Annotated in this window: 22 protein-coding genes; 16 read left to right on the plus strand and 6 right to left on the minus strand. The window is 65.2% G+C overall.

Going from position 1 to position 22857, the window contains the following annotated elements; all coding sequences use genetic code 11:
- Positions 1-13: 13 nt before the first annotated feature.
- On the minus strand, positions 14-781 hold the full coding sequence (locus SH412_RS23955; RefSeq protein ID WP_336520557.1) for a flagellar hook-basal body protein: 768 nt from the start codon (positions 779-781) through the stop codon (positions 14-16).
- A gap of 522 nt (positions 782-1303) precedes the next feature.
- Here SH412_RS23955 and SH412_RS23960 point away from each other — a divergent pair.
- From SH412_RS23960 to SH412_RS24025, 14 genes are all read left to right on the plus strand, one after another.
- Complete coding sequence (locus SH412_RS23960) at positions 1304-3823, plus strand: tetratricopeptide repeat protein (RefSeq protein ID WP_336520558.1); 2520 nt, start codon at positions 1304-1306, stop codon at positions 3821-3823.
- 101 nt (positions 3824-3924) lie between these two features.
- Entirely contained in the window at positions 3925-4380 is a 456-nt protein-coding gene (gene flgN, locus SH412_RS23965) for a flagellar export chaperone FlgN (RefSeq protein ID WP_336520559.1), read from the plus strand.
- A gap of 58 nt (positions 4381-4438) precedes the next feature.
- Entirely contained in the window at positions 4439-5944 is a 1506-nt protein-coding gene (locus tag SH412_RS23970; RefSeq protein WP_336520560.1) for a sigma-54-dependent transcriptional regulator, read from the plus strand.
- Between the two features lie 69 nt (positions 5945-6013).
- Positions 6014-6478: a flagellar basal body rod protein FlgB gene (locus SH412_RS23975; protein ID WP_336520561.1), complete on the plus strand. Its 465-nt coding sequence runs from the start codon at positions 6014-6016 to the stop codon at positions 6476-6478.
- A gap of 17 nt (positions 6479-6495) precedes the next feature.
- On the plus strand, positions 6496-6906 hold the full coding sequence (gene flgC / locus SH412_RS23980) for a flagellar basal body rod protein FlgC (protein ID WP_336520562.1): 411 nt from the start codon (positions 6496-6498) through the stop codon (positions 6904-6906).
- Between the two features lie 212 nt (positions 6907-7118).
- On the plus strand, positions 7119-7421 hold the full coding sequence (locus tag SH412_RS23985; protein ID WP_336520563.1) for a flagellar hook-basal body complex protein FliE: 303 nt from the start codon (positions 7119-7121) through the stop codon (positions 7419-7421).
- A 59-nt stretch (positions 7422-7480) separates the two neighbouring features.
- The gene (locus SH412_RS23990; protein WP_336520564.1) at positions 7481-9106 is read left to right on the plus strand and encodes a hypothetical protein; all 1626 of its coding nucleotides are present in this window, start codon (positions 7481-7483) and stop codon (positions 9104-9106) included.
- An 18-nt stretch (positions 9107-9124) separates the two neighbouring features.
- Positions 9125-10117, plus strand: coding sequence for a flagellar motor switch protein FliG (gene fliG, locus SH412_RS23995; RefSeq protein WP_336520565.1), 993 nt, complete (start codon positions 9125-9127; stop codon positions 10115-10117).
- A 75-nt stretch (positions 10118-10192) separates the two neighbouring features.
- A complete protein-coding gene (locus SH412_RS24000; RefSeq protein ID WP_336524178.1) occupies positions 10193-10888 on the plus strand; it encodes a FliH/SctL family protein in 696 nt (231 codons plus the stop codon).
- 30 nt (positions 10889-10918) lie between these two features.
- Complete coding sequence (locus tag SH412_RS24005) at positions 10919-12262, plus strand: FliI/YscN family ATPase (RefSeq protein WP_336520566.1); 1344 nt, start codon at positions 10919-10921, stop codon at positions 12260-12262.
- Positions 12263-12503: 241 nt separating this feature from the next.
- Entirely contained in the window at positions 12504-12956 is a 453-nt protein-coding gene (locus tag SH412_RS24010; RefSeq protein WP_336520567.1) for a hypothetical protein, read from the plus strand.
- A complete protein-coding gene (locus SH412_RS24015) occupies positions 12953-13609 on the plus strand; it encodes a hypothetical protein (protein WP_336520568.1) in 657 nt (218 codons plus the stop codon). The genes SH412_RS24010 and SH412_RS24015 overlap by 4 nt, the downstream gene beginning before the upstream one ends.
- 13 nt (positions 13610-13622) lie before the next feature.
- Positions 13623-15554: a flagellar hook-length control protein FliK gene (locus tag SH412_RS24020; RefSeq protein ID WP_336520569.1), complete on the plus strand. Its 1932-nt coding sequence runs from the start codon at positions 13623-13625 to the stop codon at positions 15552-15554.
- A 57-nt stretch (positions 15555-15611) separates the two neighbouring features.
- On the plus strand, positions 15612-16040 hold the full coding sequence (locus tag SH412_RS24025) for a flagellar hook assembly protein FlgD (protein ID WP_336520570.1): 429 nt from the start codon (positions 15612-15614) through the stop codon (positions 16038-16040).
- A 16-nt stretch (positions 16041-16056) separates the two neighbouring features.
- Here the strand turns inward: SH412_RS24025 and SH412_RS24030 are convergent, their stop codons facing one another.
- Positions 16057-17568, minus strand: a complete 1512-nt coding sequence (locus SH412_RS24030) for a transglutaminase-like domain-containing protein (protein WP_336520571.1) — start codon at positions 17566-17568, stop codon at positions 16057-16059.
- Between the two features lie 208 nt (positions 17569-17776).
- Here SH412_RS24030 and SH412_RS24035 point away from each other — a divergent pair, with 208 nt between their 5' ends.
- Both SH412_RS24035 and SH412_RS24040 read left to right on the plus strand, forming a co-directional pair.
- Positions 17777-18538 (plus strand): Crp/Fnr family transcriptional regulator, encoded by a 762-nt coding sequence (locus tag SH412_RS24035; RefSeq protein ID WP_336520572.1) that lies wholly within the window; start codon positions 17777-17779, stop codon positions 18536-18538.
- 116 nt (positions 18539-18654) lie between these two features.
- The gene (locus SH412_RS24040) at positions 18655-19074 is read left to right on the plus strand and encodes an anti-sigma factor (RefSeq protein WP_336520573.1); all 420 of its coding nucleotides are present in this window, start codon (positions 18655-18657) and stop codon (positions 19072-19074) included.
- Here the strand turns inward: SH412_RS24040 and SH412_RS24045 are convergent.
- The 4 genes from SH412_RS24045 to SH412_RS24060 all read right to left on the minus strand — a co-directional run bounded on the left by SH412_RS24045 (position 19023) and on the right by SH412_RS24060 (position 22848).
- Positions 19023-20102, minus strand: a complete 1080-nt coding sequence (locus SH412_RS24045) for an HlyD family secretion protein (protein WP_336520574.1) — start codon at positions 20100-20102, stop codon at positions 19023-19025. The two genes, SH412_RS24040 and SH412_RS24045, sit on opposite strands and share 52 nt — an antisense overlap.
- Positions 20103-20263: 161 nt before the next feature.
- Positions 20264-21025 (minus strand): ABC transporter ATP-binding protein, encoded by a 762-nt coding sequence (locus SH412_RS24050; RefSeq protein ID WP_336520575.1) that lies wholly within the window; start codon positions 21023-21025, stop codon positions 20264-20266.
- An 18-nt stretch (positions 21026-21043) separates the two neighbouring features.
- Positions 21044-22183: an ABC transporter permease gene (locus SH412_RS24055; protein ID WP_336520576.1), complete on the minus strand. Its 1140-nt coding sequence runs from the start codon at positions 22181-22183 to the stop codon at positions 21044-21046.
- Positions 22180-22848, minus strand: coding sequence for a CerR family C-terminal domain-containing protein (locus SH412_RS24060; protein ID WP_336520577.1), 669 nt, complete (start codon positions 22846-22848; stop codon positions 22180-22182). Before SH412_RS24060 ends, SH412_RS24055 begins: the two co-directional genes overlap by 4 nt.
- Positions 22849-22857 lie beyond the last annotated feature (9 nt).

Genomic DNA, 22857 nt, shown 5'->3' on the forward strand with positions numbered 1-22857 from the left:
CTCGCAACAGGGGTTAAGCGGGAGTGGCGCTCTGCAACAGGCGCATGAGCATGTCGTCCTGCATCTGGATCATGTTCATGTTCATTTCAAACGCTCGATTGGTCTCGATCAGCGTCACTGTCTCTTCCAGCGGATTGACGCCCGACTCCTCGAGAAACTGCTGGCGAACCTGCGCATCGAGGGCCGGTTCGACGTCGCCCAGCGAGCGATACAGGTTCCGTCCTTCCTTGATGAGGTCGGTCGAGACGGCGGGCTGGACGAGACCGAGCTGGCCGAGCGGCGCCCGGACGCCCTCCGCGGTGACCGCCGAAACGATTCCTTCCGGTCCGATTGACAGCCCGGAGTAATTCGGCGGAATGGCGAAGGCCTCGCCGGTGGCGTTCAAAACGGCGTATCCGGTATCCGCCATCACGAGCGCGTTCTGCGAATCGAGAGCCAGGTGGCCGTCGCGGGTGAGGAACGTGGCGTTCCCGTCGGTCACCTGAAAGAAGCCATCCCCGACCAGGGCGATATCGAAGCTGGAGCCGGTCTGCCGGAGGGGTCCCTGAGAGAAATCGGTCACAGTCCCTTCGACGGACAGGCCGCCGGTCTGTTCCAGCAGCGTTTCGGGGACCTGGTTCTCGGGGCCATGGACGGCGTCGAACGGGAGATGCGACCGCAGGACGGCGAAGTCTCTCTTGAAGCTGGAGGTGCCGACGTTCGCCATATTGTTGGCGACCACCGCCTGACGAAAGCTCTGCGCCTCGGCGCCCTGCGCAGAGAGATAGAGCCCGTACATCATGATCCACCTCGCCAGCAGAAGGATTGCGTTTCTTGAGGATCGACCGCCCTGGGCCGCAACTTGAGCCCAATCGTTAAAGTCGCTGCAGTCGCCCGGCTCAACCGGAGTCTCCCCGGACGCGGGCAGCGCCGGGTCGCCGGCAATCGACCTCCCGGCAGAATTCCGGGGTCGAACAGCAGTTGCTGCCGGGCCGCGAGGGTGTGAAACTCGCGATGCGCGTTCCACACGACGCCGACCGGCAGTCGATGCTCGAATTGGGACAAAAACCCTGCGATTCCTGCCGATTCGCGAGCAAAACGCGTTGACACTTTTGTGCCATCGGAGCTAAGACTCCGCCATCCAACTCCCATCACGAATCGCTGATCCTGTACCGCACTACGGACGTGGCGGACACGTTCGACGTTGATAGCGCCCTCCGACCGGTCGGTCGCGGGCGACCTTGTTTTTCCTCAAGTTTGACCAGGTTGCGACGCATTCGTTGCGGAAGAACTTCCGCAACGTCGCGTCCCGGGGCCGATCGACATGGCAGCCAGCGCCAAAGCACCGACCGTCGCAGAGCAGGCCGCACCGCGGCGCGTGCTCGGACTGTCGGCGACTTCGTTGCGGCTGGGACTCGGGGCGACCGCGGTCGTGCTGGTCAGCGGGGGGGTGTTCTGGTATCAGACCCGCCCCAAGGAACCGACTCCCTCCGAGCGCCTGCGAGCGGCGCTCAAGCATCTGGACGAAGGTCGCAGCCGCGAGGCCCGCGAAATCGCCAAGGACCTGGAGCAGTCTCAGTATCGCGATCCGGCCTTTGCCGCCGGGGTCGAGTACGTGCTGGGGATGGCGGCGTTTCAGGTGGCGGAAGCCGACCAGAACGGACCGGACCGCCAGGACTACGTCGTCGCCGCAAGCTACCTGAAGGAAGCCGGGCTGCGGGCGCTGAGCGAAGAGTACCAGCCGTCGTGGGCCTATGCCTACGGACGGAGCCTGTTTCAGACCAACTCACCGACTGCGGCGCGGCCGCTGCTGGAAACGGCCGTTCGCCAGCGGGCCAGTCAGAGCACCGCGGCGGGCGAGATGCTGGCGAGCATCTATCTCGACCCGAGCGTCAGGACCCCTGAGCTGCTGGAGAAGGCGCTGGCGTTCAACACGCTGGCGCGGGACGCCGCCGTCGAAACTGCGGATCGGTCGCGGCTGCTGAGGCAGCACGCCGAGATCCTGCTGGCCCAGAATCATCTGACGGAAGCCGCAGCAGCGCTGGCGGCCATCGTCCGGAATCCGGAAGATGAGCCGCACGAAGACGTCCTGCAGGCGCGGATTCTGATGGCCGATCGGCGCTACGCCGAGGCGACGCGGCTGCTGGAGCCTGTGGTCTCCGACGAGCGGCTGTATCGAGCGACGGTGCGGCAGGCGACTTATCTGATGGGGCTGATCGCCGATCAGGAAGCCCTCGCCCTGCTGCGGGCTCAGGGGAAAACCGGGACCGATGACCTGGTGCGGATTCGCGACTTGAGGCAGCGGGCGATTACCTGGTTGCAGCGAACGCTGGACCGGTTCGACCGGACGGACGAGGCCCTGGCGGCGAACGTGTATCTGGGCGATCTGCTGCGGCAGGACGGCAGCCACGAGAAGTCTCTGGCCTGTTATGGAGCGGCTTTGCGGTCCGCCCCCGCGGTGTCGGAATTTACGAATCCCTGGATCAGCCTGAACGACGTTCGATCGCGGGTCCTGGCGGCGTGGGAATCGTGGCTGGCCCAGGGACGCTACAACGATGCAATCGCCCTGACCGAAGTCATGACCCCGTTGTTCCCGCAGGATCAGGCTTATGAACTCGCCGCCCGGGCTCACGAACGCTGGGCGGATGAGAGCGAAGCCGGGCTCGCCGGGCAGACGGAGACCGTCAAGAAAGTCAAACTGGTCGAGTTGCGGATGCTGCGGCGCCTGACGGGAACGGCCTATGCCCGGCTGGCCCAGTTGCGGCGGAGCGCCGCAACCTATCCCGACGCGCTGTGGCAGAGCGCCGAGCAGTATCGACGAGGCCAGGACTTCGAGAACTCCGTCAAGCAGCTCGACCTGTTTCTGGAGACTTCCCCGACGAATCTGCTGGCGACGGCCCGCGTGCGGCGGGGAGAGGTCCTGCTGGACCTCGACCGCCTCGACGAATCCCTCAAGGAGCTGCAGGAAGTCGTCGCCAAGTTTCCGACCGACCCCGCGGTGTTCGGCGCCGAGTATCTGATCGGCACGGCCCGGATGGAGCGCAAAGAGCTGGAGCTGGCGGACGCGGCGTGGCGCAAAGTCCTCGGCTCCGACCAGTTGACCCCCGACGCCAAAGAGTGGCAGAAGTCGCTGCTGGCGCTGGCCCGGCTGCAGTTCGAGCGCGGCGCCCTGGAGCGGCGCGAAGCCGAAAGCGGCGCCATTGCCGTCGATCCGGCGGCCGTGCGGGCCCGCTGGACGAGCGCCTCCGTGCGGTGGGCGGAATCGATCCAGCTCTACGAAGAATATCTGGTTCGCTATGCTCAGGACGCGACCGCCCCTGAAGCCCGGTTCTACCTGGCCCGGGCCCTGCAGCAGCACGCGGACTGGCTGCAGTATCAGCTCGAACTGGCCGAGACGGAAACCGCGCGGCAGCGGCTGGCGGCGAACATCCGGTCGACGCGGGAGCGGTCGCTGCTGATGCAGCAGCAACTGCAGCGACATCTGCAGGTCGAACGACAGCTCGACCACCTCGACCTGCGCGGACTGCGGCTGCTCGACAATACGATGCTGGAAGTTCCGCAGGTGCTGTTCGCGCTGGAGCGCTACGACGAGGCGATCGCCGCCTACAACGAAGCGGCCAACAGCGCCCCGCAGAGCGCCCAGTTGCTGACGGCTTACGTGCAGATGGCCCGCTGCTATTCGCGACTCGGCAAGAAGGTCGAGGCGCGGAGCCTGCTGGAGCAGGCGCGAGTCATTCTGAACCAGAAACAGATTCCCGATGCGTCCTTCCAGGCGCCGGACACGAACCTCACCCCCGAAGAATGGGGCGAGTTTCTGGACCGGGCGCTGCAGACGCTGCTCTGAACTCTCCCGTTTCGCGTTGACAATCCAGAGTCCGAAAACAGCGATCGACAGCGTCGCGGCGACGAAGCCGCGACGGTGCGACCGCTCAAGGAACGCACATCGTGTCGTCCGGAACCGATCTGCCCGACTACCTCGCCGCTTTTCGAGAGCGTCGCGCCCTGTGCGCGGCGCTGCTCGAACTGTCGCTGGCGCAGTCGGACTGCATCCGTCGGGACGACTACACGGAACTGCTCGCTCTGCTGCACCAGAAACAGACTCTGCTCGACGACGTGGCGCGGGCCGCCCGCGAGCAGGAACTGGCCTGGAGCTCGTGGTCCGATCGGCGGGATCGGCTGCGGGCGGCGGAACGGACGGAGTGCGAGCAGCAGCTCGCGCAGATCGAGGACCTGCTGGCCCGGCTCCTGCGGGAGGAGCAGGCCGGCACGCATCTCCTGAACCAGCGACACGACGCCACGCAGCGGGAGCTGGCGTCGGTCAATCGGGGCATGCGGGTGCGCGAAGCCTACGAGGGTTCGCCCCTCAACGGCGGAACGCGGCATTTCAGTATCGATACGTAGCAGTCGACTCTCCCATCTCCCAGTTTCGAATCTCCAGAAACCTGACACGGTACACTGCATGACGTTTACACATCCCCATGTCATTCCGTTTCCGGGCCGGGCCAGCGCGCCAGCGGAATCGCCCGTTTCTGTGATGGTCCTGGCGGTCGATCCGCACCAGGCCCAGCAACTGGCGTTCGACGTGCAGGCCACCGGCGCTCCCTGTCGGATCGTGCATACGATCGACGCCGCGCTGCAGGCCCTCGCCCAGCAGTCCTCCGACGTCTGCCTCGTCGGCCAACTGTCGACCGGCGAGTCCGCGGCGGGCCTGGCCTCGCAGATCTCCCAGCGCGGCTGGTCGACGCAACTGGTCTGCCTGCTGCCGGCGCCGGCGTCGGACCTCCCGACCTATCTGCCGGCGGCCGCGGGCGTCGAGCTCCTGGCCTCCCCCTATACCCCGCTGATGCTGACCCACGCCATTTCCGCCGCGATGCAGCGGGCCAAGCTGCACGGCGAGAATCGGCGGCTGCGGCGGCAGCTCATCAACCGGAACCTGCGGGATATGGTCGGGCACAGCCCTGCCATGCAGGTTCTGCGACAGCAGGTCCAGCAGGCGGCCGAGGCCGCGGGGGGCGTGCTGCTGCTCGGCGAACCAGGAACCGGGGTCGACGTGGTGGCCCAGGCGATTCACGATTCGAGCCGGCGGGCGCATCGGCCGTTCATCAAGATCGACTGCAGCGTGCTGTCCGCCGAAGTGCTCGAAGAAGAGCTGTGCGGACTGGTCGAGCAGACGCCGCACGGAGCGCCGATCCGGCAGCCCGGACGGCTGGAACTGGCCGACGGCGGCACGCTTCTGCTGGACCACGCGAACTGCATCGCACTGCCGCTGCAGCGACGGCTGACCCAGATGATCCACGAAGGCCGCTTCGATCATCCGCAGAACAACGAACGGGTCCGGTTCGACGTTCGCATCGTGCTCAGCGCGCACGTCGACCTGGACGACCTGATGGAGCGCGGGCTGTTCCGCCGGGAGCTTTATGCCGAAGTCGGGGCCGGTCGCATCGAGCTGCCGACGCTGCGGTCCCGCAAGGAAGACATCGGCCTGCTGACCGAGCACTTCCTGCGTCGCGTGGCGGCGCGGGAAGGCCGGCCTCCCCGCTCAATTACGCTCGAAGCGCTGCGACTGCTGCAGGACTACTCGTGGTCCGGCAATGTTCGCGAGCTGGAGAATCTGATCGAACGGACCTGTGCGCTCGACTGGGGCACCAAGCTGACGGCGTCGATGATCGAGCCGTGGCTCGCCCGCCCGACGGACGAGGACGACTCCGAAGGGGTGGCGGGGCTCACGCTCGCCGAAATGGAACGGAAGCTGATCGAAGCGACCTTCGTCCGGTTCGCGGGCAACCGCGAGAAGACGGCCAAGGCGCTGCAGATCGGAATTCGGACGCTGTCGGGCAAGCTGCGCGACTACGGTTACCCGCCGCGCGGCGGCCCCGGTTCGAACCTGAAGCCCTGGCGTCCGGAAGCGGACGCCGATTTGCCGGCGGTCATCGAGCTGCCGGCCGTCGAGACGAAAGCGGCGTAGACGCACCTGCCGGACGTCCCCGTCCCGTCGGAGGAACGGGGACGTCGGCCGCGGATGAGGAATTAGACGATGCTCGATCAGTTCCTGCAGTCGGGAACGCAGCCGCTCCTGAAGCGTCTGGCGCTGTTTGCCGAACGGCGGCAGGATGTTCTGGCCGGGAATATCGCCAACATCGATACGCCGGGTTACAAGATGCGGGACCTGCCGGTGGCGGAGTTCCAGAACGCGATGCAGGAAGCGATTCGCCGGCTGAATCGCCCGGCGGTCTCGCCGGGGGAGACGTCGCTTTCGCTGCAGTGGGCGGAGCCGGTTCCGGAGTTCTTCGAGAGCCCCGAAGCGGCGTTCACGCCGGACCTGTTTCGGGCGAAAGAGCCGGGATCACAGCCGGGGATTACGTTTCAGGACGCCAACAACCGCAGCATTGAAAATCAGACGTTGCAGATGACGCGGAACTCGCTGCTGCAGACGATGGCCCTGCAACTGATGTCGGCGCAGTATGCGCAGCTCGAGGCTGCGATTACAGAACGCGCCTAGTCATTCGGGAGGACACGATGTTTCGAACGCTCAACATCAGCGCCAGCGGCATGGTGGCGCAGCGCCTGCGGATCGACACGATCGCGGGGAACATCGCGAACGTGAATACGACGCAGAACGAGAACGGAGAATCGAAGCCGTTTCAGCGACGGATGGCGATCATGGAGACGGAAGGCTCGGCCCGGTACGCGACCGGCGGAGTCGGCGTGCAGGCGAAGGTGGAAATCGACGAAACGTCTCCCGCGCGGATTCAGCACCAGCCGGGTCACCCGCACGCGGACGCCGAGGGAAACGTGCATTATCCGAACGTCGACGTGGTCACGGAGTTCGTCAACGCCATCGAGGCGAGCCGGGCCTACGAGGCCAACATCGCGGCGATGGATATCACGAAGCAGATGTTTCAAGGGACGTTCAAGATTCTGGGTTGATGAATGGTCAGCGGCCGGTTTCGGGGTGCTCAGGGTAAGCGAATAGGGAGCAGGGAATAGCGAGTAGCCTGAAAAGAGCAATATCGACGCGACTTCTTCTGGCTACTCCCTATTCGCTATTCCCTATTCGCTCTCCCACAGCACCCGCGACGGGGCTGTGAGAGAGTGGTCGTCGTCGTTCCGGGAACTTCGATGAGAGTTGAGGACGGATCATGATTTCGCCGCTGTCGCTGACGTCCGGAGTCCCGGGGCTGCAGATGCCCCAGGGGCTGCCGTCGGCGGGGACGCCGCCGTCCGCAAGTTTCCAGGAGACGCTGCTGCAGTCCTGGCAGCAGATGCAGGGCGTGCAGGGCGACGCTCAGCAGGCGATCCAGGCGGCTCTGAGCAGCGACGATCCGGCTCTGGTGGAAACGTTCACGGCGGTGCGGGAATCGGATCTCGCGCTGCGGCTGATGATCCAGATCCGAAACAAGCTGCTCGACGCCTACCAGGAAATCCAGAATCTGCGCATGTAATTCGCCGTGCTAGAAGTCCCGCTGACTGCGACCCCGGCCTTTGAGAATCGATATCGCCCATGGACGTGCTGAACCGCATCGCCCGCCAGTTTCAGGAGCTGTTTTCCCGCATGACGCCGAGTCAGCGCGGGACGCTCATCGTCGTGCCCCTGCTGGTGGTCGCGGCGTTCGCCATGCTGCTGTGGTCTCAGCCGGGGGCTTCGTACACGGCGCTGTCGTGGGGCAAGGTCTTCTCGACCGACGAGCTGATGAAGACGGAGCAGGCCCTGATCGAAGCCAATCTGACGGGCTTCCGGCGGGAAGGTCAGCGGATCATGGTTCCGGCCGGCGAAGCCGACCGCTACAACGCGGCGCTGCTCGAGTTCGACGCCATGCCGGCGGACATGGGGGCGGAACTGCTGAGAAAGTTCGAGAACCTCGGACCGTTCAGCACCGACCGTCAGCGTCAGGATATGAAGGAAGCGCTGCTGCTGCAGGAACTGCAGCGGATGATCATGGCCGTCCCCGATATCGAACACGCGCGGGTCGGAATCGCCAATTCGGGCCGCCCGAACAGTTGGAGCCGGAAGAACCACGTCACGGCGAACGTAACGGTCCGACCGCGCGCCGGTCGGGAGCTGTCACAGCGGCTGGTGACGTCGCTGCGGGCGGCGGTGTCGAGCATGGTCCCCGACCTGAAGCCGTCGGACGTGACGATTTTCGACGTCGTCAACGCCGTCAGCTATACGGGCGAATCCACCGACGATCCATTCAACAGCGGCCCGGTCAATCGGATCCGCGAACTGACCCGCCAGTACGAGCAGCAGATTCAGAAAGATCTGTCGTACATCCCGGGCGTCGGAGTGACGGTTCATGTCGATGTCGACAATCTGAAATCGTCGGTCACCCGCAGTCAGGTCGTGGATCCGAAGAAGTCCGCGGACGTCTATTCGAGCGAGTTCAGCACCACCGACAACGTCCAGCAGCGCCCGCCGAAGGGCGAAGCCGGTCTCCGGGCGAATCAGCCGGGGGCGCTGGCGGCAGCGGCCGCGCCGGAGCGAACCCGGCAGTTGAACGAATCGGGAACGAACGCCATTCGCGGCGTCTCGTTCGAGGTCACCGAGAAGGCGCTGATTGCGGCCATGCCGAAGGCGGTTCAGGTCAGCGTGAAGATTCCGCGGGACTACTACCGGGAGATCGCCGATCAGCGGACCGCGGCGGGGGAAAAAGATCCCGCCCGGACCGACGCGATGCAGATCGAACAGGATGTGCTGGCGAACGTCCAGAAATCGGTGGCGCGGCTGATCCCCACGGGATCGCCGGTCGACGCGATTACGGTGACTTCGTTCGAGCGCGTTGAGGCCAATGCGGCGGATACGCCGATCGTCTGGAGCATCCGGATCACCGAACTGGTCCGGCAGTGGGGCGGCCCGGCAGGAATGGTGCTGCTGGCGCTGGCCGCCCTGGTGATCCTGCGGCGGCAAATGAAGTCGCTCCCTGCGGAAGCGTCGTCGATGGCCAGCGCCGCCGGTCTGTCGGCGGGCCAGACGATTCCGGGAATGCCCGGCGCGGTGACGGCCCCGGCGACCATGGAGGAAATCGTCCTGAAGGACATGCCCAAGCGCGAGCTGATTCAGAATCTGGCGCGGGACAACCCCGAGATGACGGCGAACGTGATCGGGAAATGGCTGCAGGCCGCCAAGTAGGCGACGGAAAGACCGACGATGGATGGAGTCCGCAAAGCCGCCGTGTTTCTGTTGAGCCTGGAAAAACCAGTCGCCGCGGAGGTGCTCAGTCAGCTCCCGCGCGACCAGGTCGAGCGCGTCATGCTGGAGATCGCGAAAATGGACGACGTGTCCCGCGATCAGCTCGAAGGGGTCCTGGACGAGTTCCGGGATACGATGCTCGAACAGGTTCCGATGGAGCGCGGCGGGCTCGACCTCGCCAACGAACTGCTGGAGCAGTCGCTGGGAAAGGAAGGAGCCGGGGCGATCCTCGAGAACGTCCGGCAGTCGATCAATTCGGTCCCCTTTTCGTTTCTGCAGAAAGCCGGCGCGGAAAACCTGCTGACCTTCATCTCCGAAGAGCACCCGCAGACCATCGCGCTGATCTTGTCGCACATGCCCGCGGCGATGTCCGCCGAAGTGCTGGCGGGTCTGCCGTCGAACAAACAGCTCGAAGTCGTCCGCCGGGTGGCGACGATGGAGCAGACCAGCCCCGAGGTCGTCAGCGACATCGAAAAGACGCTGCGGACGCGGATGATGTCGCTGTTCAATCAGAACACCGAGAAGGCGGGCGGAGTTGCCGCGGTGGCGCAGATTCTGAACGTCACCGACCGGATGACCAACAAGGGGATCCTCGAGTCGCTGGACCAGGAGGATCACGATCTCGCCGACGAGATCCGCCGGCTCATGTTCGTCTTCGACGACCTGCTGAAGCTGGACGACAAGGCGATTCAGAGCCTGCTCAAGGAAGTCGACAACAGCCAGTGGTCGGTGGCACTCAAAGGGGCGTCCGAAGAGATCAAAGTTCGCATCATGTCGAATCTGTCGCAGCGGGCGGCGGAGATGCTCAAGGAAGAAATGGAGTATCTGGGACCGGTCCGGCTCAGCGACGTCGAAGCGATGCAGTCGCAGATCGTCGACACCGTCCGCCGACTGGAAGAGACCGGACAGATCGTCGTCGCCGGCGGCGGCAGCGAACAGCTCGTCACGTGATCCGCAGGCCCGCGGTGCACCTGACCGGCGGCGGCAGAAAATGAGGTTGGTATGGCGGACGGAATCCCGAGAGTGATGAAGGCCAACGCCGTCCGCGAGCTGGGCGGGCGCGTGGCGTTCAATTTCGACGACTTTCGGAAACAGGGCGAAGAGTACATGGCGCAGATGAGCGCCGAAGCCGCGGCGCTGCTGGCGGGCGCCCGCAAAGAAATTGAGGCCCTGCGCGATCAGGCCCGTAAGGAAGGTCGCGATGCAGGTCGCGCCGAAGGACTGCAGGCCGCGCATCTGACCATCGAGCAGCAGATCGCCCAGAGAGCCGAGCAACTCGCGACTCAGAGGCTCAAAACGGCGCTGCCGGCCCTGCAGCAGGCCGCCGCCGCCCTGCGTGCCGAACGGGATGACTGGCTGGTCCGCTGGGAATCGACTGCCGTCGAGCTGTCGGTCGCCGTCGCCGAGAAACTGGTCCGGGGCCTGCTGAACGTCGAGCCCGACCGAGTGCGGTCCATGTTCCGCGAAGTCCTGCAACTCGCCGCCGGACAGAGCCAGGTGGCGATTCACCTGGCCCCCTCCGACGTCGAGCAACTGGGCGCCGACGCCGCCGAGGTCGTTCGTTCGACGAGCGGCTGCGCCGAAGCCCGGTTGATCGCGGACCCGCAGTTGAGTCCCGGCGACTGCCGCATCGTCACCCAGCACGGCGAAATCGATGCACGGATCGAGACGATGCTGGAGCGGATCACCGCCGAGCTGCTCGGACAGCCGCCCGCGGCGTAGTCGTTGTTTCAGGACAGGTGACCGACCGATATGAACGCCCTCGTCGAACATGTGCGCCAGATGCTGCCGGTCAAGCTGACCGGTCGGGTCACCCGACTGGTGGGACTGACCGCCGCCGTCAGCGGCTTCCCGGCGCCCCAGGGGGCGACGGTGGAGCTGGAGCGGGAACATGGCAGTCCGATCGACGCCGAAGTCGTCGGATTCTCCGGGGAAGAGACGTTGCTGCTCCCCTACGGCGATCTCCAGGGGATCCGGCGCGGGACGCGCGTGCGACTTGTGCAGTCCGTTCCGATCGCCCACGTCGGCGAGGCGCTGCTGGGACGCGTGATCAACTCGCGGGGATCGCTGATCGACAATCGCGGACCCGTCATCCTGCCGCACCGGGTCGGATTGCAGCGCAAGCCCATCCCGCCGCTCGACCGGCCGCGGATCGATACGCCGCTGGGGACCGGAGTCCGGGCGATCGACGGCCTCCTGACCTGCGGCCTGGGGCAGCGGCTGGGAATCTTCGCGGGGAGCGGCGTCGGCAAGAGCACCCTCCTGGGCCAGCTTGCACGGGGCAGCACGGCGGACGTGAACGTCGTCGTCCTGATCGGCGAACGGGGTCGCGAAGTCCGCGAGTTCCTGGAGAAAGACCTGGGGCCGGAGGGGCTGGCGCGGAGCGTGATTATCGTGGCGACCGGCGACGAGCCGGCCCTGCTCCGATTGCGCTCGGCGTACCTGGGGACGGCGATCGCCGAGTTCTTTCGCGATCGCGGCAAGAATGTCCTGCTGATGATGGACAGCGTAACGCGCTTCGCCCTGGCGCAGCGGGAGATTGGCCTGGCCGCCGGCGAACCCCCCGCGACGCGCGGATATCCCCCCAGCGTCTTCGCACTCCTGCCGCGTCTGCTCGAACGGAGCGGTCGGACGAACAGCGGCAGCATTACCGGGTTCTACACGGTGCTGGTCGAAGGCGACGACACGAACGAACCGATCGCCGATACGGTCCGCGGAATTCTGGACGGTCACATCGTGCTGTCGCGAAAGCTGGCGCATCAGGCGCACTATCCGGCGATCGACGTGCTGCAGAGCATTTCCCGGCTGATGTCGGATCTGGTGACGCCCGAGCACCGCCACTCGTCGAATGCGCTGAAGCAGTTGCTGGCGGCCTATCATCAGTCCGAAGATCTGATCTCGATCGGCGCCTACCAGTCGGGGACCAATCCGACCGTCGACGCCGCCATCCAGCTCCGCCCCGCCCTGCTGCAGTATCTCCAGCAGGAGGTCCACGAGCGGAACACGCTGGCGGAATCGGCCGATCTGCTGCAGAAGCTTTCCCGGCTGCGCGACGCGATGAATCGACGCACGATCGACAAACCGGTCGGGGCGTGAATGGACTGAAATCCGAATCACCGGCCACGAATGCGAGCCGCGCCTCCAGTCCTCTCTCCCGACGTCTGCGTTGGGAGAGGGATAGGCTGAGGGCTGTCTTTTCTCCGTAGACGACACTCCGACATCTTCGAAGACCCTCACCCTGGCCCTCTCCCACGGAAGACAGCGGGAGAGGGGACAGGACGAAAAGACGCACTGTTCCAGAATCGACGATGGTGATTTAGCAGGGAACGGATCTGCCGTGTCAAAGTTTCGCTTTCGCCTGGAGTCGTTGCAGAAGTTCCGCGAGAACCAGCGGGACCTCTGCCGGCAGGCGCTCGCCCAGGCGCTGGCCGCGGAGGCGGCTCTGGCGGAGCAGCACGCGGACGTGGAACGCGAACGGGAGGCGACCCTGGCCGAACTGCGGGCGTTCAACGACGAAGACAAACTTTCCATCGATCGAGCTGCCGCCCGCCGGTACCACGCGGGCCAGCTCGCCTATCGCCTGCGACAGCTTGAACTGCAGCGGCAGCAGGCGGCCCTGGTCGTGACGCAGTGCCGGCAATTGCTGGTTCAGGCCGACCAGGGGGTCAAGGTGCTCGAGAAACTGTCGGAGAAGCAGCAGGCGGAGTTCGAGGCCGAAGTCGAACGTCACGCGGCGCGTGAGCGGGAAGATAACTGGCAGGCCGCGCGTCTGCGGGAGAGCTGGACATGATTCGGACGCTGATGATGCTGGTGGGGCTGCTGTCGTTCGTGCTGCTCCTCTGCGAAGCCGTAGGGGTCGGAATGCTGTACTCGCAGGGGCGGTTGTCGAAAGAAAACCTCTGGGCGATGCGGATGATGCTGGAGGGCCGGACGGAGACCGAGCCGCTCCCCGAACCGGCGGAAACTGCCGGAGTGTCGAACGAAGAAGTCCTCAAACTCCGGACCGTGCGCGCGTTGCAGCTCGATACCCGGGAAGAAGAGCTGAAATCTCTCAAGTCTCTGGCGACGGAAGCGGCAATTGGTTCGATTCAGGAGCGTCGGAAGTTCGATGTAATGAAGGAAGAGTTCCGGAAAACGCTTGAAGAGCTGGACGAACGGATTCAGTCGGAGTCCCGCGAGCAGACGCGGGCGATTTTGCTGGCGTCCAAACCGGAGGACGCCGTTCAACGATTGATGGGACTTTCGCTCGAAGAGAGCGTGGAGCTCCTCAAGGGCATTCCGGAGAAGACGACTGCCAAGATCCTGCAGGCATTCAATCTGACGCCCGAGACGCTGAAGCGCGGCCAGGAAATTTTCGAAGCGTTGTTTCACGGCAGCCCGCAGGGTCCTCTGGTCGACGACGCGCTCAAGAACCTTGGCCCCCCCGCCGAACCTCCCGAGTAACGGTTAAGACACTATGCCGACCCATGACCCGATCGGTTCGCTCTTCAAGTCTGCGGGGCTGACGCCGGTTCGGTCGACTCCAGCCGCTCCGCAATCCGACGGGACGAAAGAAACTCAGCAGCCGACGCGCGGCTTCCTGTCGTCGTTCCGCAAGGTCCAGCGCGACGCCGGCTCTTCGCGAACCCCGCGGCCGGACAATGACAATCAGGCCGCGGCCCCCGAGACTCCCCGGGATCCGGCAGCTCCCGAGGCTCGCGAAGCGGCCCCCGTCGAGGCCGAAACTCCACCGCCGGGCGCGGAACAGGTCGTTGCCGCGAGTCCGTCGATCGACGGACTCGCGGCGGAAGCCAGCGCGGCCCTGGAAGCGGCGGCGGTCGTCGTCGCTGCGGTTCCGCTGGAAGTTGCGGCCGATCCGGACCTTGCGACCGCCGTGCAGTCGCTCCCGGCGACGGATGACGCTCCGTTGCCGATTCCCCTGCCAGAGACGCCCACGCCCCGCCAATCCGTATCGGCAATGCCATCGGCACTCCAGGAATGGCTTTCGGCGAAGCCGGTAACGACTGCGAAGCCGGCCGCCACCGGCGCCGCCGCGCCGATTCTTCCGGACGCCGTGATCGCGACTGACACCGCGCCAGGCGACGCGACCGCCCCCATGCCGCCGGGACTGCAGATGGCCCTCTCCGCGGTGATGGCGGCCCAGGCGGCCGCGCCGTCAGGAACGCCGGCCAAGACCGTGACGAACGCGCCGGTCGCTCCGGTCAGCGCCATTCCGTCGACGCCGCTGGTCGTGGCCGCTGCGACAACAACCGTCGTCCCGCTGACTGAAGCGGGACCGTCGTCGAACCAGGCTGTCCCCGAGATCGCCACGGTCGCGCAGGGATTGCCGGTGCAGACCCCTTCCGCGATTCCTCAACCCGTCGCCGCGCCGGTGACGGAAGTCGCCAGCACGACGCCAGCCTTGGCGATTGAAAAGCCGGATGACGAGAAGGTCTCAACCGCCGCGCCAGAAGCGGGGACGCCGACAGCGTCCGCGGCATCGCCGCTGGCGATACCGGTACCGGCGGTCGCCGTTCCGCAGGCCGTTCAGCCGACGTTCGTGAAGACGGACGACGCAACTCCAACCATGACACAGGCGGCGGCGGTCGTTCCGCAGACCCCCGCGGCGACGCCGGAGATCGCAGCCCCGGCGAAGAGCAGCGCCTCGTCGGTCCGGACCTCGGAATCGACGCCGGCGCCGCTTGAAGTCACAACCGCTCCTGTCGCGGAGGAGAGCCTCGGAAAGGACGCCGTTGCGTTTGAGCCGATCGCGACGCCTGCCGAGAGCGAGCGACGTCCGGCGACCGCTGAAAAGAGCGACGCTGTTCCAGAGACGAACTTCCCGGCGGAGGTGTCGCAGGACGCCGCGCCGGCGCAGCCCGCGGATGCTTCGAGCCTGGGACCGTTGACTACCGGCCGGAACGAGGCGTCGCCGGTTGCTCCAGCGGCGCCCCCCCCGGTTCAAGTCGCCCCGCACGATTCCCGGGCGCTGGTTGATACGGTCTCGCAGCTCGTGCTGAAATCGCACGACACCGGCCAGCAGCTCTCGCTGCAGATTACGCCCCCCGATCTGGGAACGGTACGGATTGAAGTCCACTCCCACGGCGGCGTCCTGACGGCGCGACTGGAAGCGGATTCTCCGGCGGCCAGACAACTGCTGGCGGAGCATCTGCCGCAGTTGCGCGAGTCGCTGCAGCAGCAGGGGGCCAACGTCGACCGGATCGACGTCTACCAATCGGAGCGCGCTGCGCCGGGGGACGGGACCGCCGATTCCGGCTGGCAGTCTTCGCAGCAGAACCGGCAGGACGACGCGGGGCCTCTGCTGTACGACGAAGAGGAGGCCGCGGAGCCGGTCCCTGCGGAGTCGCGCGGTTCATTGGCCCTCGGCGAACTGAATATTCGCGTCTGAAAACAGAGTCAACTTCCCCCTCGAAGCGGGGCGGGATCTGGAGAAGGAGTTCCGGTCATGGCATCTGCAATTGAGAATGCTGTCAACGCGGCGACCAACCCCGCGTCCGCCGTCAAGACGGTCGACGCCAGCAAGGCCGGCCTCAATGGCCTGACGTCGCAGACGTTTCTGAAACTCCTGATCACGCAGTTGCAGAATCAGGATCCGACCAACCCGACCGACAGCAATGAGCTCCTGCAGCAGGTCTCCAGCATGCAGAGCCTGCAGGCGAACATCGAGCTCCAGAGCACGCTGAAAACCGTCTCGCTGAACCAGCAGCTCTCCAGCGCCGCATCCTTCCTCGGCAAGACTATTGCGGCGACGCAGAATGAAGACTTTGTCAGCGGCGTCGTCGACAGCGTCCGCGTCGCCGACGGCAAGGCGCTGCTCACCGTCGATGGCAAGGAAGTCGATCTGACCAACGTCCTCTGGATGACGGAAACGTGAACCGGCCTGCAGCCGCTCACTCTTTGACCGACACAACCTCGATCTGCAGCTTCCCGAGAATCGTCACCAGCGGGACGAACAGCTCCGACTGCGAGAGACCCTCTTCGGCCAGGCTCGAGTCCCCCAGCTTCAGATGGACGGCGGTCGTGCCGCCGCGACCCAGCGTCCCGTCGAGGGCGTGCCATTCGCCGTCGAGGCAGGCTTCGGTCCACATGTGGCCGCCGAAGTTGGGATCGCTGGCGACGTAGACCAGGCCAACCGCGACGCGCGAAGGAATCCCTTCCGCACGCAGCATCGCCGCCAGCAGCACGGCATGCTCGGTGCAATCCCCCTCCAGAGTGCGTGCGACTTCGCCCGCCGAGGCCATCGCCGTCGAGAAGTTCTTATTCTTGAGCGTCTCGGCGACATACTTCTCCATCCGCCGGCACTTCTCGACCGGATCGGTCGCGTCGCCGACGGCGGCGCGAGCGTGCTTCCGGACTTCGTCGTCATCCGACTGCAGGAACTTGGTCGGACCGGTGAATTCGGCGGCCGCGGATTTGATCGCGGCCGTCGCCGGCAGTCGTTCGCGCGTGACCCGCAGCTCGACGACATTCCCGGCGAGGGGCTTTTTGTGCTGGTTGAGGGAGTCGGGGAGCGCCTCCACCGCTTCCGGCGACGGCAGCGAAATCTTGTAGACCACTTCGCCAAGGGTGTATGCGTCCGGGATCGCCTGCACCTTGACCAGCGTTCCGACCGCAAAGTCGAGCTCCTCGCCGTCGAGCGACTTCAATGCCTCCGTCTTGGAGACCGTGTAAGTGATCATGTCGGTGCCCAGAAGGCTCGTCGAGGTCTTGAGCGCCCGGCCCTTGTCGTCGAGCCACATGTCCATCGGAATGCCGGGCAGCAGCGAATTCCGCACCGTGACCTTCTGCAGCGACTGGTCGGGTCCCTCCAGAAGTTTGATCGTCTCGACGGCGCCCGCCTTCAGATCGATCCGGGCGGCTTTCGCAAACTCGGGCAGATACGCCTCGAAGCTGCGCTGGTCCCCCGCTTTCAGCGGCTGTTCGCGAAGCACCCGGTCCTGGTAGGCGGGGGACTTCCATTCGGGCTTCCAGGCGCGAGTGGCGGTCTTCGCCTTCCCGTCCACAGTCGTTGTGAGCGTCAATTCTCCGCCGTCCACGACCCCCGCGATCCGGCTCGGCGCTGCGGGAGGATTCTGCGTGACATACTCGAACGACAGGACATCCCCTTCGGGGGTTTCGCGCGTTCCAATCAGGACGGTAATGGCGATCTTCTGACCAAAGCGTTTGAAGAGCATATGCACTTCGGAATCGGACTTCACAATGCTCCGGCCGTCCTCGTCGATCGGCGCGACTTCCGAACGACCATAGCCGACGCGTTGCCCGAGCATCTCGATGACCTGCCAGGACTCTTCGCGTTCGATGACAGGTTTGCGGGCCGCGTCCTGAGCGAGACCTGCCGCCGCACTCACGCAGACGGCGACGAGGACGAGGGAACCCGGAATCCACGAACGGCGCGGCGACATGGTGGAGCCTTCCTGACGGACGATGACCAGCGATCCGCCTCGATTCTAGCGTGAGTTCGGAAGGACTGTCGCGTCCATCCTGCACGATTCGCAGATCGGCGAGCCGCGCCGCGAATCGCCGCGGCTGTTCCGCGGACGGGATCGCGGTACAATTCGGAACGGTTCCCCGGCAGGTGGTCGAGGTTCCACTCTGCAGGGACGTCGGGCGATGGAGCGGCACTGGTACCTCAAACGCTGTCGGTTGTTCGAGCGGCTGCCGCCCGAGCAGCTCGCGCGCTTGAACGGCGTATCGCGCCAGAAGACGTTTCCCAAGGGGTCGTCGGTCTATCTCCCCTCCGACGTTTCCCAGGGGGTTATGCTCGTGGCGGAAGGACGAATCCGGCTGAGCAGCCTGACCCCCGACGGGAAACAGGCCATCCTGGCGTTTATCGAGCCGGGGGAAGTCTTCGGCGAACTCGCACTGGTGGACGGCGGCACGCGCGAAGAGTACGCCGAGGCCGTGGTGACTTCGACGGTGATCCTGCTGCCGGGAGACGTCCTGCAGGATCTGCTGCTGGAGTCCCCGCAGTTCTCGCTCGGAATCACCCGGCTGATCGGCCTGCGCCGCCGGCGCGTCGAACGGCGCCTGAAGAGTCTGCTGTTCCGGTCCACGCGGGAACGGCTCGGGAGCCTGCTGCTGGAACTGGTCGAGCAATACGGACGCCCGGTTCCCGAGGGAGTGCTGATCGATCTGAAATTGTCGCATCAGGATCTGGCGAGCATTATCGGCGCGACGCGCGAATCGGTGACGCTGCTGCTGGGCGAGTTGCATACGGAAGGACTGGTTCAGATCGGCCGCCAGCGAGTTGTGATCCGGGCCCCCGAACGGATGGCCAGGTCGCTCGGACTGCCGGTTCCGGATCTTCCGGGAACCCCGGTGCCCCGTCCGGGACTTGCGTCGACGCGACCGGCCGCCGAATCGCCAGGATGACTCCGATTACGGCGACTTTGTGTGAGGCCGCTTACAGACATTGACCCAAAGTTTGACGGAAAATAGAGTTGTGCCGCGGCAGACCGCCCGGCCGCGACGATGAAAAGCTTCAGGCCATGACGACACCCCTGCCACCTGCCGACGGATGGGAGCCGGTCCCCGCGGGATCGCTGGAGCGCTGCGCCCGAACGTGGCGGGGTCGCGAACGACGGCGGCGGCTGGTCTCCGCGGCCTCGGCCCTCGGGCTGGTGCTCGCATTCGGCGGAGCATTCTGGTGGCTGCTGCCGTCGAATTCGCCGCTCGTGGCTCGGAGAATCACATGCACGGAGTGCCACGATCTGGCCGAGTCCTATGTAAAGAAGTCGATTGAGCCGCAGGACGAGCGGAACGTCGCAGCCCATCTGTCGCATTGCCCGCACTGCGTGCAGTACGTCAATTCGCTGAAAGCCCTCCCCCCGCGGGCGGAATGGAAACCGCAACCCGGTCATTGGCGGCTGCTGGCGTCCGTCGACGGTTTCGCGGCGGCGTCCAGATAGACGTCGATCTGCTGGCCGACATAGACGGTCCGGTCGGACGGCAGAATCCGGTAGATGACCTGCAGAACTCGCGTATCGACACGCTCGTTTCCGGCTCCGGTCAGCGATTTTTTGGGTTCGGCAAAACGCTCCACCCGGACGAATTCCAGCTTGAGGGGATCGCTGGCGTCGCCCCGCAGATAGCCGGTCCCCGGCAGACCCGGCCGGAACCGCGGCAGGTCGTTTTCGTCGATATCGACCCGGACATGCAGCGTCGACACATCCCCCATCAGCATCAGCGTCTGGTTGGGAGGTGTCCCGACATATTCGCCCGGACGGACGTCGACTTTCAGGATCGTGCCGTCGATCGGCGCTTTGACCGTGAGTCGCTCGACTTCGATCTGCGCCTGTTCGACGTCCTGACGCGCTTTGGCGACGTCCGCCTCGCGGAGCAGCAGATCTTCCTTCCACGCGCCGGCCTTCAAACGCTCGTCTTCGGCTTCGATCCGGGAGAGCTCGGCACGCGCGGCGGCAAAGCCGAGCTGACGCTGGGTGAATTCTTCCTGCGTGGTCACTTTGCGCGCGAACAGTTCCTCGATCCGCTGAAGCTGATCCTTCTGGAGACCCAAATCGGCACGGGCCCGTTCGACCGCCGCCTCGCTGATCGGAATGTCTTCGGGCCGGGGGAGCGCGCGCGTCCTGTGCAAGTCCGCTTCGGTCGCAAAAAGACTCGCCTGACGGACCGCCAGGACCGCCATTCGATCGCGGTCGCTCAGTTTGAACAGCGGCTCCCCTTTCCGCACCGGCTGGCCGACCTCGACGAACACCTCGGTGACGACCCCCGGCAGCTCGGTCGCCACCTTGATGTTCTCAGAGCGGGCCTCGACCAGACCGGCGCCGGCGATCACGTCGCTGTAGGGCGACTTGCTCGGCGAGATCAGCGGCGCCGTCTCGGGAGGGGTCTCGTGCGTCCGCGCAATGTGAAAGGTCGCAAAGAGCAGCGCCCCCCCGGCGATCAGCGGCAAGATCAGACTTCGGCGAAACTTCATGATCGACCTCATTGGGGAAGGGAGCAGCGAATCGGGAGTAGCGAGTAGCCGGAGGAAGAGGGCTGATCGCTTATCGCGGATAGTTGATCGCCAGACTTAGAAACGTGTGCTCGCACTTCAATTCTGGCTCTCGACTCTCGTCTCTGGACTCTCAACTTCCTTCATTCATGGTGCGGACCCGATTCGAAATCGGCGCGGGAGCGGACCGACGTGATGCGACCGTCGGCCATCTCGATGATCCGATCGCCGTACGCGTAGACCCGCGCATCGTGCGTGACCACGATGACCGCCCGGTCCGGCTGCACGGCGACCTTCCGCAACAGTTCCATGACCGTCTGTCCGGAATGCGCATCCAGAGCGGCGGTCGGTTCGTCGCAGACCAGCAGGCGTGGCTCGTGGACCAGCGCCCGCGCGATGGCGACGCGCTGCTGCTGGCCCCCGGAAAGCTGCGAGGGATAGGAATGGGTCCGGTCTCCCAGCCCGACCGATTCGAGCACCCGGCTGGCGCGGGGAAACGCCTCCCGGCGCGTGCAGCCCTGGATCAGCAGCGGCACGGCGACATTCTCCGTCGCCGTCAGAGCCGGCAGCAGATTGTACTGCTGAAACACGAATCCCACGTTCCGCGCGCGGAAGTCGACGAGCCGCCGGCCCTTGAGCGCCGTCTGCGGCGTCCCGAACAGCTCGACTTCCCCCTCCGTGGGGTACAGCAATCCGGCGACGATCGAAATCAGCGTCGTCTTGCCGCAACCGCTGGGGCCGACCAGCAGCGTCAGCTCGCCGGTCAGCACATCGACGTCGATCTCGTGCAGCACCCGGATCCGCGAATCGCCGTCGCCGAATTCTTTCACCAGCCCCCGGCAGGCGACGCCGACGGATTGTTCCGGCGCGTCGACGTCGGCGGCGGGTGCAAGCAAAGCTGTCATGACTGGCGATCCTTGCGACTAGCGGAAGACCACTGCCGGTTCGAGCGAGAGAACTTTACGCAGGCTCAGGATGCTGGCCAGGACAATAATCAGCCCGACCGCGACGCCGGTCCCCAGGGCGATGTCGAGCGGGAGATGCAGTCCGCGCAGATCGGGCAAGGCCTTGCTCGTCACCTCGAAGAACAGCGCCGTCAGACCGATGCCGATCGAATACCCCAGAACTCCCACAATCAGGGCCTGCAGCAGAATCATGCCGATCAGCCGCCCATTGTTGACGCCCATCGCCTTGAGCGCCCCAAACTGCTTCAGATTCTCGATCGTGAAGAGGTAAAACGTCTGACCCGCAATTGCGGTGCCGACAATAAACCCCAGCGTGATCGTGATGCCGAAATTGACCGGAATGCCGGTGTTCTCCAGGTAGTATTTGATGTTGAGCCAGAGAAACTCGCTCCGGCCGAGCGCCCGCAAATCGGTCGTATCGTTGATCGTTCGAACGACATCGGGAACGGAGAGCCCCGGCTGAACGCCGGCCACCACAAACGACAACTGCTGCCGCTCGCTTGCCACGAAGCGGATCGCCTGCGAATAACGGGTGTAAACCACCGGGAATGACTGGAACGGGGCAGCCGCGTCGCACAGGCCGACGACCACCGCCCGCCTGTCGTTCATTTCCAGCGTCCGACCGGGGCGGAAGTCCTCCCCCGGCCAGAGCATCCGGTAGCCCTCTTTGTCCATCACAATCGCATCCGGCCGCCGCAGGTCCTCCAGATTGCCGTGCACCATCTTCCGCGGCGCGCCGACGAGGGACTGGTCGTCGACGCCGACCAGGATCACCTGACGGAACCGGCCCGATTCCACCTTGGCCCGGGCCAGCCCTTTGTAGAGGCGGACGGCCCAGTCGATGCCGGGAATCCCGCGGACGCGATAGACGTCGCTGTCGCTGAGAGGCTTGATCTCATCGGCATTGGGGACGAACGGATCCATGACCCACACGTCGGGCTCGCGAATTTCGGCGGTCGGGTTCGCGGTCCGCAGAATGATCCCGACAAAGATCGAACACTGCTGCGAAATCAGCAGCACGCCAAAGGCGACGCCAAACACGGTCCCCAGGTACTTCGCCGGGTCGCCGTTGAGCATCTTCCAGGCGACCCAGTTCATGGTGTGCTTTCCACAGCCGCCGGCTCCGCCGTCAGCGCCCTGGGCGTGATATACGGACCGGGATGATCGAGCGCGGCCAGCGAGAACGCCGTTATATGCTCCGACAGCTCGTCGACGGTGAGCTGCTGGAACGCTTCTTCTCCCATCAGCCGGCTCACGATCGGTTGGTGGATGTAGTAGAAAATCACCTGCGACACGACGCTGAAGCCGGTCAGCCAGAAGTGACGATCCCGAGCCTGGTCCGGACGCAGCTCGGCGATGATGTTCCAGAGCACCTCCGCCATCGGACGGATGTACCGATCGACAATGGCGGTGCAGGCGTCGGTGGGGCGGATCATCTCGCGGAGCATCAGCTCGAGATGCCAGCGCGGACGCCCCGACGCCAGCTTGCTGATCAACATGCCACGGATGAAGACTCTCAGACGTTCGCGGGCGGGGAGCTCCTGCAGAACGGCCGGATCGGCGGCGTCTGCCGCCTGGCAGCTCTGCGCCTGTTCGAGACAGGCCATGTAAAGCTGGCCTTTGTCGCCAAAATGATAATGCACCGCAGCCACATTGGCCCCCGCCTGCCGGCAGATCTCCCGGATGCTCGCGGCCGCGAAACCCTGGGTCGCAAAGATCTCCCCGGCCGAGTCAATCAGGCGTTGCTTGGTGTCATCGTTCATGAGTGTGAA

Source organism: Planctellipticum variicoloris, from assembly GCF_030622045.1.
GTDB classification, from domain to species: Bacteria; Planctomycetota; Planctomycetia; order Planctomycetales; family Planctomycetaceae; genus Planctellipticum; species Planctellipticum variicoloris.

Bases quoted from the DNA above. Each gene is read 5' to 3' on its own strand.
- flgC (WP_336520562.1), top strand. From the start codon at position 6,496: ATGTTTCGAACGCTCAACATCAGCGCCAGCGGCATGGTGGCGCAGCGC.
- SH412_RS23990 (WP_336520564.1), top strand. From the start codon at position 7,481: ATGGACGTGCTGAACCGCATCGCCCGCCAGTTTCAGGAGCTGTTTTCC.
- SH412_RS24060 (WP_336520577.1), bottom strand. From the start codon at position 22,848: ATGAACGATGACACCAAGCAACGCCTGATTGACTCGGCCGGGGAGATC.
- SH412_RS24050 (WP_336520575.1), bottom strand. From the start codon at position 21,025: ATGACAGCTTTGCTTGCACCCGCCGCCGACGTCGACGCGCCGGAACAA.
- SH412_RS24035 (WP_336520572.1), top strand. From the start codon at position 17,777: ATGGAGCGGCACTGGTACCTCAAACGCTGTCGGTTGTTCGAGCGGCTG.
- SH412_RS23955 (WP_336520557.1), bottom strand. From the start codon at position 781: ATGATGTACGGGCTCTATCTCTCTGCGCAGGGCGCCGAGGCGCAGAGC.
- SH412_RS23960 (WP_336520558.1), top strand. From the start codon at position 1,304: ATGGCAGCCAGCGCCAAAGCACCGACCGTCGCAGAGCAGGCCGCACCG.
- fliG (WP_336520565.1), top strand. From the start codon at position 9,125: ATGGATGGAGTCCGCAAAGCCGCCGTGTTTCTGTTGAGCCTGGAAAAA.
- SH412_RS23970 (WP_336520560.1), top strand. From the start codon at position 4,439: ATGACGTTTACACATCCCCATGTCATTCCGTTTCCGGGCCGGGCCAGC.
- SH412_RS24030 (WP_336520571.1), bottom strand. From the start codon at position 17,568: ATGTCGCCGCGCCGTTCGTGGATTCCGGGTTCCCTCGTCCTCGTCGCC.
- SH412_RS24025 (WP_336520570.1), top strand. From the start codon at position 15,612: ATGGCATCTGCAATTGAGAATGCTGTCAACGCGGCGACCAACCCCGCG.
- SH412_RS24015 (WP_336520568.1), top strand. From the start codon at position 12,953: ATGATTCGGACGCTGATGATGCTGGTGGGGCTGCTGTCGTTCGTGCTG.
- SH412_RS24040 (WP_336520573.1), top strand. From the start codon at position 18,655: ATGACGACACCCCTGCCACCTGCCGACGGATGGGAGCCGGTCCCCGCG.
- SH412_RS23975 (WP_336520561.1), top strand. From the start codon at position 6,014: ATGCTCGATCAGTTCCTGCAGTCGGGAACGCAGCCGCTCCTGAAGCGT.
- SH412_RS24020 (WP_336520569.1), top strand. From the start codon at position 13,623: ATGCCGACCCATGACCCGATCGGTTCGCTCTTCAAGTCTGCGGGGCTG.
- SH412_RS24005 (WP_336520566.1), top strand. From the start codon at position 10,919: ATGAACGCCCTCGTCGAACATGTGCGCCAGATGCTGCCGGTCAAGCTG.
- SH412_RS24045 (WP_336520574.1), bottom strand. From the start codon at position 20,102: ATGAAGTTTCGCCGAAGTCTGATCTTGCCGCTGATCGCCGGGGGGGCG.
- SH412_RS23985 (WP_336520563.1), top strand. From the start codon at position 7,119: ATGATTTCGCCGCTGTCGCTGACGTCCGGAGTCCCGGGGCTGCAGATG.
- SH412_RS24000 (WP_336524178.1), top strand. From the start codon at position 10,193: ATGAAGGCCAACGCCGTCCGCGAGCTGGGCGGGCGCGTGGCGTTCAAT.
- SH412_RS24055 (WP_336520576.1), bottom strand. From the start codon at position 22,183: ATGAACTGGGTCGCCTGGAAGATGCTCAACGGCGACCCGGCGAAGTAC.